Origin of the sequence: Streptomyces sp. NPDC026092 (assembly GCF_040638605.1) — a bacterium.
Lineage (GTDB): Bacteria > Actinomycetota > Actinomycetes > Streptomycetales > Streptomycetaceae > Streptomyces.
The window spans coordinates 518,507-534,410 of sequence record NZ_JBEZYN010000001.1 but is presented as its reverse complement, the minus strand read 5'-3'; the positions used below and the strand labels follow the sequence as shown (position 1 = coordinate 534,410).

General features: G+C 71.8%; 14 protein-coding genes and 1 pseudogene. 5 read left to right on the top strand and 10 right to left on the bottom strand.

Features of this window, described 5'->3' with window-relative positions:
• Positions 1 to 72: 72 nt before the first annotated feature.
• On the bottom strand, positions 73 to 897 hold the full coding sequence (locus AB0F56_RS02350) for a TIGR02452 family protein (protein WP_362003068.1): 825 nt from the start codon (positions 895 to 897) through the stop codon (positions 73 to 75).
• Positions 898 to 1,068: 171 nt separating this feature from the next.
• Here AB0F56_RS02350 and egtA point away from each other — a divergent pair, with 171 nt between their 5' ends.
• From egtA to egtD, 4 genes are read left to right on the top strand one after another with little or no spacing between them, the layout of a single operon-like run.
• Positions 1,069 to 2,328: an ergothioneine biosynthesis glutamate--cysteine ligase EgtA gene (egtA, locus tag AB0F56_RS02345; RefSeq protein ID WP_362003066.1), complete on the top strand. Its 1,260-nt coding sequence runs from the start codon at positions 1,069 to 1,071 to the stop codon at positions 2,326 to 2,328.
• On the top strand, positions 2,325 to 3,641 hold the full coding sequence (gene egtB / locus AB0F56_RS02340) for an ergothioneine biosynthesis protein EgtB (protein WP_362003064.1): 1,317 nt from the start codon (positions 2,325 to 2,327) through the stop codon (positions 3,639 to 3,641). The genes egtA and egtB overlap by 4 nt, the downstream gene beginning before the upstream one ends.
• The gene (gene egtC, locus AB0F56_RS02335) at positions 3,641 to 4,408 is read left to right on the top strand and encodes an ergothioneine biosynthesis protein EgtC (RefSeq protein ID WP_362003062.1); all 768 of its coding nucleotides are present in this window, start codon (positions 3,641 to 3,643) and stop codon (positions 4,406 to 4,408) included. The genes egtB and egtC overlap by 1 nt, the downstream gene beginning before the upstream one ends.
• The gene (gene egtD, locus AB0F56_RS02330) at positions 4,405 to 5,370 is read left to right on the top strand and encodes an L-histidine N(alpha)-methyltransferase (protein ID WP_362003060.1); all 966 of its coding nucleotides are present in this window, start codon (positions 4,405 to 4,407) and stop codon (positions 5,368 to 5,370) included. The genes egtC and egtD overlap by 4 nt, the downstream gene beginning before the upstream one ends.
• On the opposite strand, the gene AB0F56_RS02325 is transcribed toward egtD, so the two are convergent.
• The 8 genes from AB0F56_RS02325 to AB0F56_RS02290 all read right to left on the bottom strand — a co-directional run bounded on the left by AB0F56_RS02325 (position 5,265) and on the right by AB0F56_RS02290 (position 14,626).
• The gene (locus AB0F56_RS02325) at positions 5,265 to 6,143 is read right to left on the bottom strand and encodes a lysophospholipid acyltransferase family protein (protein ID WP_362003058.1); all 879 of its coding nucleotides are present in this window, start codon (positions 6,141 to 6,143) and stop codon (positions 5,265 to 5,267) included. The two genes, egtD and AB0F56_RS02325, sit on opposite strands and share 106 nt — an antisense overlap.
• Positions 6,140 to 7,018 carry a GNAT family N-acyltransferase gene (locus AB0F56_RS02320; RefSeq protein ID WP_362003056.1) on the bottom strand — a complete coding sequence of 293 codons (879 nt, stop codon included), beginning with the start codon at positions 7,016 to 7,018 and terminating at the stop codon, positions 6,140 to 6,142. Before AB0F56_RS02320 ends, AB0F56_RS02325 begins: the two co-directional genes overlap by 4 nt.
• A gap of 185 nt (positions 7,019 to 7,203) precedes the next feature.
• The gene (locus AB0F56_RS02315; RefSeq protein ID WP_362003054.1) at positions 7,204 to 8,454 is read right to left on the bottom strand and encodes an extracellular solute-binding protein; all 1,251 of its coding nucleotides are present in this window, start codon (positions 8,452 to 8,454) and stop codon (positions 7,204 to 7,206) included.
• Positions 8,455 to 8,660: 206 nt separating this feature from the next.
• Positions 8,661 to 10,115 carry a cellulose binding domain-containing protein gene (locus AB0F56_RS02310; protein WP_362003052.1) on the bottom strand — a complete coding sequence of 485 codons (1,455 nt, stop codon included), beginning with the start codon at positions 10,113 to 10,115 and terminating at the stop codon, positions 8,661 to 8,663.
• The gene (locus tag AB0F56_RS02305; RefSeq protein ID WP_362003050.1) at positions 10,112 to 11,632 is read right to left on the bottom strand and encodes a beta-N-acetylhexosaminidase; all 1,521 of its coding nucleotides are present in this window, start codon (positions 11,630 to 11,632) and stop codon (positions 10,112 to 10,114) included. The genes AB0F56_RS02310 and AB0F56_RS02305 overlap by 4 nt, the downstream gene beginning before the upstream one ends.
• An 11-nt stretch (positions 11,633 to 11,643) precedes the next feature.
• The gene (locus tag AB0F56_RS02300; protein ID WP_362003048.1) at positions 11,644 to 12,477 is read right to left on the bottom strand and encodes a carbohydrate ABC transporter permease; all 834 of its coding nucleotides are present in this window, start codon (positions 12,475 to 12,477) and stop codon (positions 11,644 to 11,646) included.
• Positions 12,474 to 13,373 (bottom strand): sugar ABC transporter permease, encoded by a 900-nt coding sequence (locus AB0F56_RS02295; RefSeq protein ID WP_362003047.1) that lies wholly within the window; start codon positions 13,371 to 13,373, stop codon positions 12,474 to 12,476. Before AB0F56_RS02295 ends, AB0F56_RS02300 begins: the two co-directional genes overlap by 4 nt.
• Positions 13,370 to 14,626 (bottom strand): extracellular solute-binding protein, encoded by a 1,257-nt coding sequence (locus AB0F56_RS02290; RefSeq protein ID WP_362003045.1) that lies wholly within the window; start codon positions 14,624 to 14,626, stop codon positions 13,370 to 13,372. Before AB0F56_RS02290 ends, AB0F56_RS02295 begins: the two co-directional genes overlap by 4 nt.
• Positions 14,627 to 14,829: 203 nt before the next feature.
• Here AB0F56_RS02290 and AB0F56_RS02285 point away from each other — a divergent pair, with 203 nt between their 5' ends.
• Positions 14,830 to 15,597, top strand: coding sequence for a GntR family transcriptional regulator (locus AB0F56_RS02285; RefSeq protein ID WP_362003043.1), 768 nt, complete (start codon positions 14,830 to 14,832; stop codon positions 15,595 to 15,597).
• A gap of 157 nt (positions 15,598 to 15,754) precedes the next feature.
• On the opposite strand, the pseudogene AB0F56_RS02280 reads toward AB0F56_RS02285, so the two are convergent.
• Positions 15,755 to 15,877: pseudogene (locus AB0F56_RS02280) on the bottom strand (IS481 family transposase); the annotation flags it as partial.
• Between the last annotated feature and the right edge of the window lie 27 nt (positions 15,878 to 15,904).

The following is a 15,904-nucleotide window of genomic DNA, read 5'->3' as shown; positions in this document are numbered from 1 at the left end:
GGCCGTTCTCAGCCTCGCACGCGGGTACGAGCACCGCATGTCAGGGACGGTGCCGGTCAGGAGCTCCGCCGGTCAGGTACCGAGGACGTCCTGGAACGCGCCGAGTGTCGCCCGACCGGCCGTGCGGTCGAGGATCGCGAAGACGATCTCGTCGAAGTGGCCTGCGAAGCGGCCCCCGTCCGTGAGCAGCGCCCGGAACGCCTCGGCTACCTCGGCCGGGTCGTTCTGGAAGACGCCGCACCCCCAGGCTCCGAGGACGAGCCGCCGGTAGCCGCCCGCGACGGCGGTCTCCAGGACCCGCTCGGCACGGGCGGCGAGGACGGCCGGAATCCGTTCGGCCAGGTCCGGGGTCCGCCGCCGGACGACGCCCGCGTTGGGGGCGGGCGAGGTGAGGAAGCCGACCGCGAACGGCTCGTCCAGGAGTCCGCCGCGGTCGTCGCGGAAGACCGGGACGCCGGGCGAGAGGATCACGCGGTCCGTGTAGAAGGCATCCTTCTCGGCCCGGTGGTGCGCGTAGAACTCGGGGGCGCGCAGGAGGGTGGTGTAGAGGGCGGAGGCCCGGCAGACCGCCTCTTCCTGGGCCTGCGCGCCGTTCAGATAGCCGCCGCCGGGGTTGCGGGCGGAGGCGAAGTTCAGGACGGCGACCGGGGCGGCCGGATCGGCCCGGGTCAGCCGGCGGGCGGCGACCAGGCTGCTCTCGTCGGTGACCTCGATCGCGGTGGCGCGGTCGAGGTCGGGGGTCACGGGGACGGGACCGGGGCCGTACATCCTGGTTCCGGCCACCGCGGCGCTCAGCTCCTCCTCGAGGGAGACGGACCGGCCGCCGGGGGCCCGGTACCGGCCCGCCTCGACGATCTCCTCGGTCTGCTTCGCGATCCCCCGCAGTCGTGCGCTCATGCCCGGAAGCATGATCGACTCCGCACTCCGGGGGCAACGGGTTATTCACCCTGAGGCCGATGAGGCGCTCTTGCACGCCCGTCGGCGGTGGCTTTAGGTGGAATCAGCGCCTATGAGGGCGCCCCATAGGAACACCTGTCGGAACAAGAAACAGGAACAGGAGGGAACGACATGTCGCCGAGCGGTATACCGCGGAGCGGTCCCGCCATCAACGAGGACGAGGCGGAGGGCCTGCTGCGATGTATCTGCTTCAAGACGGGCCCACCCCGCACGGTCGGGGTGGAGGTGGAATGGCTCGTCCACGAGCTGCGCGACCCGCGGCTCCCCGTCCCGGCCGAACGGCTGGCTCCGGCCTTCGACACCGTACGGTCCCTGCCCCTCGCCTCGTCGCTCACCCTCGAACCCGGCGGACAGCTGGAGCTCAGCTCGCCTCCCGCCGACTCCCTCATGAGCTGCGTCGACACTCTCTCGGCCGATCTGCGCACGGTGCGTGACGCGCTCTCCCCTCTCGGACTCACTCTCAGCGGTTACGGGGTCGACCCCTGGAACGCGCCGCGCGAGCGGCTCCTGCGCGAGCCCCGCTACGACGCGATGGAGACCGCCCTCGACCGTACGGGCCCCGCGGGGCGGGCCATGATGCGCGACTCGGCGTCGGTGCAGGTCTGCCTGGACGTCGGTCACGAGGAACCGGGTCCGCTCGGCTACCACCGCCGCTGGCAGCTGGCCCATCTGCTGGGCGCGGTGCTCGTGGCCGCGTTCGCGAATTCTCCGCTCCACGGCGGCCGCCGGACCGGATGGCGCTCGACCCGGCAGGCCCTGTGGACCGACCTCGACCCGGCGCGGGCGCTCGCCCCCGACCCGGACCGCGAGCCGCGCGACGCCTGGGCGGCGCACGTCCTCGACACCCCGGTGATGTGCGTACGGGGCGAGGACGCGCCGTGGGCCGTGCCGGAGGGGCTGACCTTCCGGGAGTGGCTGCGCACCGGGCGTCCCCGGCCGGCCGACGTGGACGATCTGCACTACCACATGACCACTCTCTTCCCGCCGGTGCGACCGCGCGGGCATCTGGAGCTGCGGATGATCGACGCTCAGCCCGGTCCTGACGGCTGGGTCGTGCCGGTGGCCGTGACCACGGCGCTCTTCGAGGACCCGGAGGCGGCCGAGACGGTCTACCGGGCGGTCAAGCCCCTCGCGGAGCGGGCGGGTTCGGTGGCCGCTCCCCGCAATCCGCTCTGGCTCGCGGCGGCCAAGGACGGCCTCAAGGACCCCGAACTGCACGCCGCGGCTCTCGTCGCGTTCCCGGCGGCGCTCGACGCGCTGCCCCGGATCGGCGCGAGCCCGGCCGTCGTCGCCGCCGTGGCCGCCTTCCACGAGCGCTATGTCCTGCCCGGCAGCTGTCCCGCCGACGATCTCCTGGAGGTGGCGTCATGACCGTGACCGACGACCCGTCGGCCCTGCGGGCGCGGGCGCTGGACGCGCTCACCACCGCGCGGGCCCGTACCGCGCTGCTCACCTCCTGCGTCGAGGACGACGAACTCACCGCGCAGCACTCCCCGTTGATGTCCCCGCTGGTGTGGGACCTGGCCCATATCGGCAACCAGGAGGAGCAGTGGCTGTGGCGGGCGGTCGCGGGACGTGACGCGCTGCGCCCGGAGATCGACTCGATCTACGACGCCTTCGAGCACCCCCGCGCCACGCGCCCCACGCTGCCGCTGCTGCCGCCGGCCGAGGCCCGCGCGTACGCCTCGGACGTACGGGGCCGGGTCCTGGACGTCCTGGAGCGGACCCCGCTGGAGGGCCGGCCGCTGGTGGAGGCGGCGTTCGCCTTCGGGATGATCGCCCAGCACGAACAGCAGCACGACGAGACCATGTTGATCACTCATCAGCTGCGCACGGGTCCTCAGGCGCTGACCGCTCCCCCGCCGCCCGCGACGGAGACCGGTCCGCTCCCCTCCGAAGTCCTGGTCCCCGGTGGTGCGTTCACGATGGGCACATCGGACGAGGCCTGGGCGCTCGACAACGAGCGTCCGGCGCACACCCGGGTCGTCCCGTCGTTCTTCATCGACACCGTGCCGGTCACCAACGGCGCCTACATGGCGTTCCTGGCCGACGGCGGCTACACGGACGAGCGGTGGTGGCATGCGGAGGGCTGGGACCAGATCCGCAAGCACGGGATCGCCGCGCCGCTGTTCTGGCGGCGGGACGGCGCGCAGTGGACGCGGCGGCGGTTCGGTGTGACGGAGCCGGTGCCCGAGGACGAGCCGGTGGTGCACGTCAGCTGGTACGAGGCGGACGCCTACGCCCGCTGGGCCGGGCGCAGGCTGCCGACGGAGGCCGAGTGGGAGAAGGCGGCCCGGCACGACCCGTCGACGGGACGTTCGCACCGCTATCCCTGGGGCGACGCCGACCCGGCGCCCGAGCACGCCAATCTCGGTCAGCGGCACCTGCGGCCCGCCCCGGCCGGCAGCTACCCGGAGGGCGCTTCGCCGCTCGGGGTACGGCAGTTGATCGGGGACGTGTGGGAGTGGACGGCCAGCGACTTCCTGCCGTACCCGGGGTTCACGGCCTTCCCGTACAAGGAGTACTCGGAGGTGTTCTTCGGTCCCGCGCACAAGGTGCTGCGCGGTGGGTCGTTCGCGGTGGACGCGGTGGCCTGCCGGGGTACGTTCCGCAACTGGGACCTGCCGGTGCGCCGGCAGATCTTCTCCGGCTTCCGGACCGCACGCGACGCGGAGCTCACCTGATGTGCCGTCATCTGGCGTATCTGGGACCGTCGGTGGCGCTCGGCGAGCTGCTGACGGAGCCGCCGCACGCGCTGTACCGGCAATCCTGGGAGCCGCGCCGTCAGCGGTACGGCACGGTCAACGCGGACGGCTTCGGGGTCGGCTGGTACGCCGAGGAGGATCCCGTGCCGGCCCGCTACCGGCGGGCCGTGCCGATCTGGGCGGACGCCCCGTTCATGGACCTCGCGCGCGTGGTGCGCGCCGGGGCGTTCCTCGCGGCCGTACGGGACGCGACGGTGCCGGGGGCGGACGGGGAGGCCGCGGCGGCTCCGTTCGCGTCCGGGCCGTGGCTGTTCAGCCACAACGGGGCGGTGCGGGGCTGGCCCGGCTCCCTCGCCCCCGTGACGGCGACGCTGCCCGCCGAGGAGCTGCTGTCCCTGGAGGCCCGTACCGACTCGGCCCTGGTGTGGGCGCTGGTGCTGCACCGGCTGCGGGCGGGCGACGGACTGGACCGGGCGCTCGGGGACACCGTGGTGGAGGTCGCGGCGGCGGCCCCCGCGTCACGCCTGAACCTGCTGCTCACCGACGGCGCCACCATCGCGGCGACCGCCTGGGGGGACTCCCTCTGGTACCGGACGGAGCCCGGTCCGCCGGGCGCCGCCCGCACGGTCGTCGCCTCCGAACCGTACGACGACGATCCGCACTGGCACGAGGTGCCGGACCGCACCCTGCTGACCGCCACCCGTACCGACGTCACCCTCACCTCGCTCAAGGAGCCCTCCTCGTGAGTCCGTTCCAGCTGACCCGCACCCTTCCCGAGGACGCCACGGAGGCCGATCTCCGCGCCGACGTGCTCCACGGACTGACCCGTACGCCCAAGGAGCTGCCGCCGAAGTGGTTCTACGACGCGCGCGGCAGTGAACTGTTCGAGGAGATCACCCGGCTGCCCGAGTACTACCCGACCCGCGCCGAGCGGGAGATCCTGATCGACCGGGCGCCGGAGATCGCGGCGGCGACGAGGGCACGGACCCTGGTCGAGCTGGGCTCGGGCTCCTCGGAGAAGACCCGTTTCCTGATCGACGCGCTGCTGCCGGAGCTGGACAGCTACGTGCCGGTGGACGTGAGCGAGTCGGCGCTGAAGGGGGCGGCCGACGCGCTGCTCGTGGACCGGCCGCAGCTGCACATCCACGCCCTGGTAGCCGACTTCACCCGGGGGCTCGCCCTGCCCGGGACGCCGGGTCCGCGTCTGGTGGCGTTCCTCGGCGGCACGATCGGCAATCTGCTGCCGGCCGAGCGCGAAACGTTCCTGCGTTCGGTACGGGCGATGCTCGCGCCGGGCGACGCGCTGCTGCTCGGCACGGACCTGGTGAAGGACGAGGCGACGCTGGTCGCCGCGTACGACGACGCGGCCGGGGTGACGGCGGCGTTCAACAAGAACGTGCTGGCCGTGATCGCCCGTGAACTGGAGGCGGACGTCGAGCCGGACGACTTCGAGCACGTCGCGCGCTGGGACCGTGAGCGGGAGTGGATCGAGATGCGGCTGCGGGCGCGGCACGCGCTGACCGTGAAGATCCCGCAGCTGGATCTCGTGGTGCCGTTCGAGGCGGGCGAGGAGATACGGACGGAGGTGTCGGCGAAGTTCCGTCAGGCGGGTGTGCGGGCGGAGCTGGCCGAGGCCGGACTTGAACTGACCCGCTGGTGGACGGACAAGGAGGGACGGTTCGCGCTGTCGCTGGCGACGGCGCGCTGAGCCGCCTGAGCGAGCGCACGACGGTTCGGATACTGGATCGTGGATATTGGATCCAGTATCCGAATTTCGGCGGTGAGTCCGCGGGCGGCGACGACCCGCCAGAGCGAGGCGCCCAGCGGATCCTCCCCCACGAAGGCCGCGGGCCCGACCGGCCGGTAATCGAGCCGTACCGGGAGCACCGGTACGGAGGCGTCGAGAGCCGCCTGGAACGCCGCGTGCCGGAAGGCGCCACCGCCGCGGCCGCACCAGGTCGAGCCCTCGGGGAAGACGATGACCCGGCCGCCGCCGGACATGGCCCCCGCCATCGCGCGGACGGTGCCGGGCAGGGCCCGCAGCCGGTCGCGGTCGATGAAGAGGGTGCCGCCGCGCGCCGCGAGCGGGCCGAGCACCGGCCACTGCCGGACCTCCCGCTTGGCGAGCATGCGCCCGGGGAGGACGGAGGCGACGAGCGGGATGTCCAGCCAGGAGATGTGGTTGGCGACGATCAGGAACGGCGCGCCCGCCGGGACGGTGACCCCGGTGACCTTGATCCGGACGCCGAAGGACCGGAGGACCAGCCGGCACCACACCCGGACGAGCGCCTGCCGGCCCGCCGCCGGCAGCAGCGCCGCCAGGGGCGCGAGCAGCACTCCGGCGAGGACGGCGGCGATGCCCGCGACCAGCCGGAGCACCGCCAGAACGGACCCGGCGACCGGGCCGGAGTGCCGTGCGCACGGGTCGGGCGCGCACGGCGACGTCGGCAGCCAGGGGGAGACGGGGCCGGCGGTGGTCACTGCGCCGGGGCGAGGGAGAGGAAGTGGTTCAGGTAGCGGGGGTTGGTGTTGCGCAGCGACAGCAGGACGTAGAGGTCGGCGACCCCGAAGTCCATGTCGTGGGCGGGCGCGCCGCAGACCCAGGCCCCGAGCCGGATGTAGCCGCGCAGCAGCGGCGGGAGCTCCACGCGGCCCTCGGGGCGGGCGATCCCGTCCGGGGTCCAGAGCTTGTGCGGGGTGACCCAGTACTCCTCGGGGGCGAGGTGCTTGGCCTTGACCCGGTCCCAGGTGGCGGCGGCGAGCGTGCCCCCGTCGTTCAGCGGTATCGAGCAGCACCCGGCGAGCCAGTTGTGGCCGGTGCGGGTCATGTAGCGGGCGAGCCCGGCCCAGATGAGGGCGATGACGGCGCCGTTGCGGTGCGCGGGGTGGACGCAGGAGCGGCCGACCTCGACGAGGTCGTCGCGGATGGGGCCGAGGCGGCCGAGGTCGAACTCGCTCTCGGAGTAGAGGCGGCCGGCGATCCGGGCGCGGTCGGGCGGCAGCACCCGGTAGGTGCCGACGACCTCGCCGGTGGTCTCCTCGCGGACGAGCAGGTGGTCGCAGTAGGCGTCGAAGGCGTCGATGTCGAGGCCCGGCTCGGGTCCGTCGAGGTGGGCACCCAACTCTCCGGCGAAGACCTGGTGGCGCAGGCGCTGGGCGGCGCGGACGTCGTCCTGGTCGCGGGCGAGGCAGACGATGTAGCGGGGCTCCTCGGCAGGAGCGGCCGCGGTCTGGGGCTGCGGCTGGGCCGGGACCCCGGTGAGCGGGGCGCCCGTCAGGGGGGCGCTCATGAGGGGGAGACCGGCGGGGACGGGGACAGCGGGTGCGACAGTGGCTGCGGGTGACGGTGCGGGCATGTCGGGCTCCTCCGGCGTACGGAAGGGGGACGGTGAGGGCCGGACCGGGTGAGCGGTGGTCCGGCTCCTTACTTCTTCCGTGGCCGATTGGATTCGACATGACCGTTCGGGGGATCGCGGGTGTGTAGGCGCTGAATGCTGGTCGGTGGACCCCGCGCCGCCTGCCGGTTCGAAGAACCCCAGGGCTACTCCGCCAGGGCCTCCGTGATCTGCGTCGAGGCCGCCTCGGCGGCCTTCTTCGGGTCCTCGCCCTGGAGCACGGCGGTCATGTAGGGCTTGATCGGGTTGGTCGCCTCGACGTCGGCCCACTGGGGCGAATTGGGCGTGGCCCTGCCGCGGGCGGCGCCGACGGCCATGACGGCGGTGGCCTCCTGGCCCTCGACGACCGAGGCGAGGGAGGTCTTGTTGGGGACGTAGTTCATGGCGCGGGCCAGCTCCGTCTGCCACTTCTCGCCGGCCAGGGCCTTGACGACCTCGATCGCGGCGTTCCGGTGCGGCGCGTTCTCCGGGACGATCAGGTCGGAGCCGCCGGTGAAGACCGCGCAGGGCTGCCCGGCCTTCTTGCCGGGTATCGGGAAGAAGCCGAGCTTGTCCTCGAGTTCCGGGTTGGCCTTGGTGATGGCGGCGACGGCGCTCGGGGTGGCGATGATCTGGGCGACGTCGCCCTTGGCGAAGACCTCGGCCTGGGGAGGCGTCTGCTCGTCCGCGTCCTTGGGGCCCGAGCCGAGCGACTGCAGGTCCTTGTAGAAGTCCATGCCGCGCAGCGCGGCGGGGCTGGCCAGAGCGCCGGTCCAGTCGCCGCCCTTGTCCACGGCGAGCTCGCCGCCCTCGTCCCAGATGAACCCGGAGAGCGTGTACCAGTCCTGACCGGCGAGGTAGATGCCCTGCGAGCCGTTGCGGTTGAGCTTCTCGGTGTCCTCGAGCCACTCGGCCCGGGTGGCCGGCGGCTTGGTGACGCCGGCCTGCGCGAAGAGGTCCTTGTGGTAGATCACCACGCGGTTGGCGGCGTACCAGGGGATGCCGTACTGGGAGCCGCCGATGCGGCCGGGCTCGGCCAGGCCGGGCAGCCAGTCCGCGCTGCCGAGGTCGCGTATGGACTCCAGGGTCAGGTCGTAGAGCTTGTCGGTGTCGGCGTACTGGGCGACCTGGGTGTTGCCGACCTCGATGACGTCGGGGCCGCCCTCTCCCTTGATGGCCTCGGTGACCTTCTTGCCGATGCCCGTCCACTCCTGGATGGTGAACTTCAGCTCGACGCCCTTGTGCTGGGCCTCGTAGTCGGCGGTGAAGCGCTTCAGGAAGTCCTCGCTGACGCTGTCCCGCATGAGCCAGACGTTGACCGTGCGGGTCTCGTCGCCGGAGCCGGGGAGGAGTCCGCAGCCGGCGAGGGCCAGGGCGGTGGCGGCCGCCAGCGGACAGACCAGGTGTCGGTTCTTCACGTAGGTCACCTTCTGCGTCCCAAGAAGGGACTGCGGTTGGGGAGCTGACCCGTCGTGGGGGGACCGAACGGCGTGTTCGTGCGGGTGTGTGGGTTGGATTCTGGTCTGGACCAACGGAGCGGTCAAGCCCCGGACGTTCCGGTTCCGGACGGGCGCGCGACACGCGCCCGTCCGTTACCGCGGGTAGGACTGGGCGGGCTGTGACGTCAGACGGCCGGTACGGAGTCCTCGAAGGCCGTGCCCGCCGTGCGGTACGCCGCGATCCTGGCGGCCACCTGCGCCGGGGTGAGGACCTGGTCCTTCACGTGCAGGACGTAGTCGACCTTCTGGTCGTAGGACCGGGGTGTGGTCGAGGTCTGGCCCTGGAGGTCGATGATCCACTGGTTGAAGTTGATGGACATCGGGCGTTCGGGCAGATAGCGGGCGTCGTGCCGGCCGAACTCCTGGCCGTCGACGTAGTAGACGATCGTGCTGTCGTCGATGGTCAGGACGAGGTCGTGCCAGCCGGCGTAGCTCGCGCGGACCTCGGAGTGCTGGTTGACGGCCTCCCACGGGTCCGGCCGGTAGGTCTCCCACGAGGTGGTGTAGAGGATGTTCGCGGGCTCGCCCCAACCGCCGTTGGGCAGGTACTCGAAGTCGTACTCGGCGTAGTCGTCCGCCATCGGCGCCTTGAGGTCGTTGATGGTGAAGAAGGTCTGCACGAGCCGGTCGCCGTCCGGTCCGGAGAGCGGCGCGTCGGAGAACCTGACCCGTGCCGCGTACGTACCGTTCCTGAACTTCATGGACCGGGTGAGGATCTCGGTCTGCCGGGTCGACTCGGCGGTGCCGGCCGTCGAGGTCCGCAGGTTCATGATCGAGTTGGTGCCCTCCTTGGCGAAGGTCACGTTCTCGGGCGCCCAGCCGGCCCCGGGCACGCCCGGGCCGCCGGAGTTGGACCGCACGCTCCAGCCGTGGGCGGCGATCGACGGGTCGGTGTGGCCGGTGTAGTCGAAGTCGTCGAAGAGCGCGGCCCCTCCGGTGGGCGGCGGGGTGGTCGGGTCGGTGGGCGTCGGGGTGGGCTCGTTGCCCGCGGGCGCCGTGCCCCAGACCTGGACGCCGCCGACGGTGGCGGTGACCTTGCTCCAGTTCGCGTACGTCGTCTGCGTCGGGCCGAAGGAGTAGTCGTCGCTCTGGTTCAGCGGCTGCCAGTTGGAGCGGTGGAAGCGCAGCTGCATGTCGCCCGTGTCGGCGCCGGGGGCGAGACTGCCGGCCCCGGCGGTGAAGCCGACCTCCAGATAGCGGTCGGCGGTCGCGGTGGGGTTGGCGAGGGTGCCGAAGGTGCCGGTGAGGTTCGCGCAGCCCTTCACCGCCCAGGAGCAGGCGTAGGTGTACGAGGCTCCCGCGTCGGCCTTGAAGTAGTACCGCAGCTTCACCTGGCTCAACGGGACGCTCGACGAACCGGAGTTGACCACCTTGAACCAGGGCTCGACCTGGTCGCCGCCGGTGGCGCTCTGCCGGTACTGGACGGTGACGGCCTCGCCGGCCGCGGCGGCCGGGAGCGCGGTCAGGGCGGTGGCGCCGAGGCCGGTCACGCCGGCGACGGCGAGCGCGGCGCGTATCCGCAGTGTCGTCTGGCGGTTGCTCGTTCGGGTGCTGGTTCGGGTGCTGGTTCGGGCACTCATGAGGTTTCCTCTCCTTGCGCGGAGGTGGGGGAAAGGCGGCGCGGCACCCGGAGGGTGTCGAGCCGGGTCCGGTGGTGGCGCAGCCGTGCCTGGAAGCCGGGCCAGTCCCGGCGCCCGGTCCAGGCGGTCTCGGCGAGGGCGCAGAGCCGGGGGAAGGCCAGGTACTCGGCGTGGGCTCCGGTGGGGACGTACTCCGTCCACAACTGGGCCTGGGTGCCGAGGACCCGCGCGCTCTCCTCGGGGCTCCAGTGCGCGGGCGCGGGGTCGGTGCGGAGCACGGTGCGCAGGTCGACGACGGCTCCGGGCTGGCCGGGCGGCTCGTCGGGGCTCGCCGACTGGGGGTAGTCGAGGTAGGTGGAGCGGTGCGGCGCCATGACGACCTCGTGGCCCCGGCGGGCGGCGGTGCGGCCGTGGGCGGAGTCGCGCCAGGGCATCACGGTGAAGTACGGAGGGAGGTCGGCGCCGGTCTCGGTCCAGCCGAGCGGGCGGCGGCCGGCGGCGAGGAGATGGCCGCCGATCCGCTCCATGAACCAGCCGTGCAGGGCGTCCGGCCCGTCGAGCCCCTCGTCGGCGACGCGCCGCAGGGCGACGGGCGAGGTTTGCCACTCGGTGGTGGGGCACTCCTCGCCGCCGATGTGGACGTACGGCGAGGGGAAGACGTCCATCACCTCGTCGAGGACGTCGCGGCAGAAGTCGAGGGCCTCGTCGTGGACGCCGAGGACGGTGTCGCAGACGCCCCAGCGGTCCCAGACGGGGAGCCGGCGGTCCGGGCGGTTGCCGAGCGAGGGGTAGGCGGCGAGGGCGGCCCTGACATGGCCGGGCATCTCGATCTCGGGAACGACGGTGATCCCGCGTTCGGCCGCGTGCCGTACGAGTGCGGCGAGTTCGGCGCGGGTGTAGGCGCCGCCGTGCGGATGGCCGGCGATCTCGGTGAGCCGGGGGTGGGCGGCGACCGGCATGCGCCAGCCCTGGTCGTCGGTGAGGTGGAGGTGGAGGACGTTGAGCTTGTGGAGGGCGAGCAGGTCGACGTATCTCCGGAGGAAGTCGATCGACCGGAACGTACGGGAGACGTCGAGCATGGTGCCGCGCCAGGAGAAGCGGGGGACGTCGGTGATCTGGACGCAGGGCACGCTCCACTCGACCCCGGCGACCGGGTGATCCAGCAGGGCCTCGACGGGCAGGAGTTGACGGAGCGTCTGGACCCCTGCGAGCAGCCCGCGTGGGGTGGCGGCCCGTAAGAGCACGCCATGCTCGCCGACGGTCAGGCCGTAGCCCTCGTCGCCGAGGCCGGTGAGAGCGGGGTCGACGGCGAGGACGACGGGCCCGTCGGGGCGCTCGGGCAGCCGCAGCCCGGTGGCCGGTCCGAGAAGGGTGCGCAGCAGCTCGGCGGCGCCGTGGGCGCCGGGAGAGACCCTGAGCGCGGTGGTCTCGTCGAAGGCGAACCGACCGGGCAGCGGGGTCAGTTGGGTGGGTTCGGGCACGAGCGGGGGTGTGCGGAGGGCGCGGAGTGTACGCATGGTGAGGCTCGCTATCCCTTCACGGCTCCGCCGGTCATCCCGGCGGCGACCCGGCCCTGCAGGACCAGGAAAAGGACGAGGACGGGCAGGGCGAAGAGGGTGGAGGCGGCCATGGTGGCGCCCCAGTCGGTGCCGAAGACGTTGGAGAAGGAGGAGAGCCAGACCGGCAGGGTCCGGTCGTCCTGGTTCTTGATGATCAGCATGTTGGCGAAGGCGAACTCGTTCCAGGCGGTGATGAATCCGAAGAGCGAGGTGGCCATGAGCCCGGGGGCGAGCAGGGGCAGCGTCACCCGGCGGAACGCCTCGGCGCGGGTGCAGCCGTCGACCTGCGCGGCCTCTTCGAGTTCGGCGGGGACGGCGGCGAGGAAGGAGCGCAGGGTCACGATGGTGAAGGGAAGGGTGATCATGAAGTAGATCAGGGTCAGGGTGGCAAGCCGGTCGAGCAGGTCGGCGTCCCGGGCGATGACGTACATCGGGATCAACAGCGCTTCCCAAGGCGCCACTTGGGCGACGAAGACCATCAGGACGAAACCCCGCCGGCCGCGCCAGCGCATCCGGGCGACCGCGAAGGCCGCGCCGAGCGCCACGATCAGCGCGAGCAGGACGCAACCGGCGGTGACGAGCAGGCTGTTGCGCCAGAAGAGCCAGAAGCCGTCCGCCGCGACGGCGTGCGCGAAGTGCTCCAGGGTGAGCGAGGTCGGCAGGAAGACGGGGGTCTCCGCCTGGATGTCGGGGGTGGGCTTGAAGGCCGTCAGGACCATCCAGTACACGGGGAAGACGGCGAGGACGAAGACGATCGAGGCGGCCGTGTTCAGGGGAACGCGGCGCAGTGCGCGGGGTGTCACCGGTCGGCCTCCTGACGGAACAGCTGACGGAAGTAGGCGATCAGGACTGCGACCAGGAGGAGCACGGTCAGGGTCGAGACGGCCGAGCCGAGGTCGTAGCGGTGCAGGGACTGGGCCACCCGGTACGCGTAGACGGGGAGCGTGGTCGTCGCGTCGCCGGGGCCGCCGCGGGTGACGGCCCAGATCTGGGCGAAGCAGCGGAAGACCCAGATGACTTCGAGGCAGAGCACCAGGCCGAAGATCGGGCGGAGCAGGGGCAGGGTGATCGAGCGGAAGATCCGCCCCGCCCCGGCGCCGTCGAGCCGGGCCGACTCGTAGATCTCCTCGGGCACCGTCATCAGGGCCGCGTGCAGGGTGATCGCGGCGAACGGCACCGACTGCCACACCACCAGCAGGACGAGCACGGTGAAGGCGGCGGTGCCGTCGGCGAGCCAGGAGTAGCCCTCGTAGGAGGTGAACCCGAGTCGTACGAGCACCCAGTTGACGATGCCGAGGCGGGAGGCGAAGAGCCACTGGAAGACGGTGGTGGTGGCGATGACCGGGCTGGCCCAGGCGAGGACGAGCCCGCCCGTCACCAGGATCCGCATCCGCCGGCCGAGCCTGCGCATCATCAGCGCGACGAGGGTGCCGATCACCATGATCAGGACGACATTGATCAGGGTCCACCAGAAGGTGCGGCGGACGACCTCCCAGAACTCCGGGTCCGCGAGCACGGTCCGGTAGTTGGCGAGGCCGACGAACGGGGCGCCGCCCCTGATGAGTTCGCCCATGCCGTAGTGCTGGAAGGAGATCAGCAGATTGCGGACGAGGGGGTAGCCGAGGAGCAGGGCGCCGCCGAGGACGGTCGGCGCGACGAGGAGGTAGGGCCAGAGCGCGGCCCGGCGCCGCCCGCTCACGAGCCGAGGGTCTTGGTGATGCTCTCCGACGCGTCCTTGGCCGCCCGCGCCGGGTCGGTGCCGGTGAGCACGGCGGTCATGTACTGCTTGATCGGGTTGGTGGCCTCGACGGCCGCCCATTGCGGGGAGTTGGGCGTCGCCCGGCCCTGCGCCGCCCCCGCGGCCATGGCGGCGGTGCCCTCGTCGTCCTGGATGACGCGGGCGAGCGAGGTGCGGTTGGGGACGTAGCTCATCGTCTTCGCCATCTCCGTCTGCCACTTCTCGCCGGCGAGCGCCTTGACGACCTCGTACGCGGCTTCGGGGTGGGCGGAGGCCTCGGGGACGATGAGGTCGGACCCGCCGGTGAAGACGGCGCCCGGCTTGTCCGCGGTCGTGCCGGGGATCGGGAAGAAGCCCAGCTTGCCCTTGAGGGCCGGGTTGGCCTCCTCGACGATCTTCGCGCCGCCGGGTACGGCGATGATCTGGGCGACGTCGCCCTTGGCGAAGACGTCGGCCTGCGGGGGCTTGGCCTCGTCGGAGTCCTTCGGCCCCTTGCCGAGGGCCTGGAGCTGCCGGTAGAAGTCCATGCCCGCGAGCGCCTGCGGGGTGTCGAGGGCGCCCTTCCACTCCTTGCCGTCGGGTACGGCGAGGTCGCCGCCGTCCTCCCAGATGAAGCCGGCGAGGGCGTACCAGTTCTGTCCGGGCAGGTAGATGCCCTGCGTCGAGCCCTTGTTGAGCTTGGCGGTGACGGTGAGCCACTCGGCGCGGGTCTTCGGCGGGGCGGTGACGCCGGCCTGGGCGAAGAGGTCCTTGTGGTAGATGACGACGCGGTTGGCGGCGTACCAGGGGATGCCGTACTGCTTGCCGTCGACCTTGCCGGGCTCGGCGAGTCCGGGCAGCCAGTCGGCGCCGTTGAGATCGGCGACCTTGTCGCTGAGGTCGCGGACGCCGCCGCTCGCCGCGTACTGGGCGATCTGGGTGTTGCCGACCTCGATGACGTCGGGGGCGTCCTTGCTGGCCAGGGCCGCCGTGACCTTCTCGCCGATGCCGTCCCACTCCTGGATCTGGATGTCGAGCGTGGTGCCCTGGTGCGTCGCCTCGAAGTCGGTGCGGAAGCGGCTGAGGAAGTCGTCGGTGACGCTGTCCTTCATGATCCAGACGGTCACCTTGCCGGATCCGCCGGCCTTCGGGTCGTCCGTCGAGCCGCAGGCGGTGACGGTGAGGGCGAGAGTGGTCGCGAGGGCGACGGGGACGGCGAGGGAGCTGATCTTCACGGGCACCTCGGAGAAGAAGGATTGACCAATTGGTCAAGTGGTCAGCTGCGTGCCCAGAAGGTGGCATGGACCAATCCGGCCGTCAACCCCAAGAAAAATATGCGCTGTTCACGGAATCACGGGCACCGACCGCGGCTAGGATGGACCTCACCAGTTGATTGGTCCTTTACCAGTTGGCCAGTCAGGGGAGCCAGGGAGAGCACATGAAGGACAGCCCCTCGGGCGGGGTGCTGAAGCGGGAGCGGGTACGGGAGCATCTCCTCGGCCTGATCGAGGCGCGCGGACCCGGCGTCCCCATCCCGTCCGAACGCACGCTCTGCGCCGACCTCGGCGTCTCGCGCCCCACGCTGCGCGCCGCGGTCGACGAACTCGTCGCGACGGGCGCGCTCGTACGGGAGCAGGGGCGCGGCACGTTCGTCGCCCCGGCCAAGATCACCCAGCAACTCATGCCGCTGGACAGCGCGTTCACGGTTCCCCGGGCGTCGGGCACCTGGTCGAGCCGGGTCCTGGAGTGCGCCAGGACGACGGCCGGGGCGCGGATCGGCCGGAAGCTCCGGATCTCCCCGGCCGCCGAGCTGCTCTACATCGCCCGGCTCCGCCTGGTCGACGGCTCCCCCATGGCCATCGAGCACCTGCACATCCCGGCGGACCTGCTGTCCTCGACGCTCACGACGGAGGAACTGGAGGCGGGCGACCTCTACGAGCATCTGCGCGACCACCACCGGATCCACGTCCGGGAGGCGACGCAGTCCATCGAACCCACCGTCGTCAGCGAGGACGAGGCGGAGCTGCTCGACATCCCCGTGCTCTCTCCGGCCCTGCTGATCGAGCGCCTCACCCTGGACACCTCGGCCCGGCCCGTCGAGTACGTCCACTCGGTGTACCGGGGCGACCGGTACCGGATCGTCTCGCGCCTCGACTTCACCCAGGACGGCGTCGTGACGTCCTCGACGGAGGGGGACGCGTACTAGGGCCTGTCGTTTGGATCATGCCGGGCTCGCGGGCCCTGGTGCCGCGCCTGATCCGGCCTGATCCAAACGACAGGCCCTAGGTGTGTGGACCCGCAGGGTTGTTGCCGCTGTAGCCGATCACCGGCTTGCGGCCGCGGCGCTCGTCGGTGGTGGCCTGCCGGTTGTGGTCGCCGGTCGTCTCGCCGACGATTCGCCAGCCGCCGCCGTCGGGGATATTGCCGAGTTTCTTGATGTCGTCGACGTGGACCAGTTCGCCAGTCCGCTCGCGCTCAAAGCGTCGGAACGCCACGGGCGGGCACGAGTCGAG

Excerpts from the sequence above, each read along its gene's own strand:
- AB0F56_RS02320 (WP_362003056.1), bottom strand. The coding sequence starts at position 7,018 with ATGCCCGCACCGTCACCCGCAGCCACTGTCGCACCCGCTGTCCCCGTC.
- AB0F56_RS02305 (WP_362003050.1), bottom strand. The coding sequence starts at position 11,632 with ATGCGTACACTCCGCGCCCTCCGCACACCCCCGCTCGTGCCCGAACCC.
- egtA (WP_362003066.1), top strand. The coding sequence starts at position 1,069 with ATGTCGCCGAGCGGTATACCGCGGAGCGGTCCCGCCATCAACGAGGAC.
- AB0F56_RS02350 (WP_362003068.1), bottom strand. The coding sequence starts at position 897 with ATGAGCGCACGACTGCGGGGGATCGCGAAGCAGACCGAGGAGATCGTC.
- AB0F56_RS02310 (WP_362003052.1), bottom strand. The coding sequence starts at position 10,115 with ATGAGTGCCCGAACCAGCACCCGAACCAGCACCCGAACGAGCAACCGC.
- egtB (WP_362003064.1), top strand. The coding sequence starts at position 2,325 with ATGACCGTGACCGACGACCCGTCGGCCCTGCGGGCGCGGGCGCTGGAC.
- AB0F56_RS02285 (WP_362003043.1), top strand. The coding sequence starts at position 14,830 with ATGAAGGACAGCCCCTCGGGCGGGGTGCTGAAGCGGGAGCGGGTACGG.
- egtC (WP_362003062.1), top strand. The coding sequence starts at position 3,641 with ATGTGCCGTCATCTGGCGTATCTGGGACCGTCGGTGGCGCTCGGCGAG.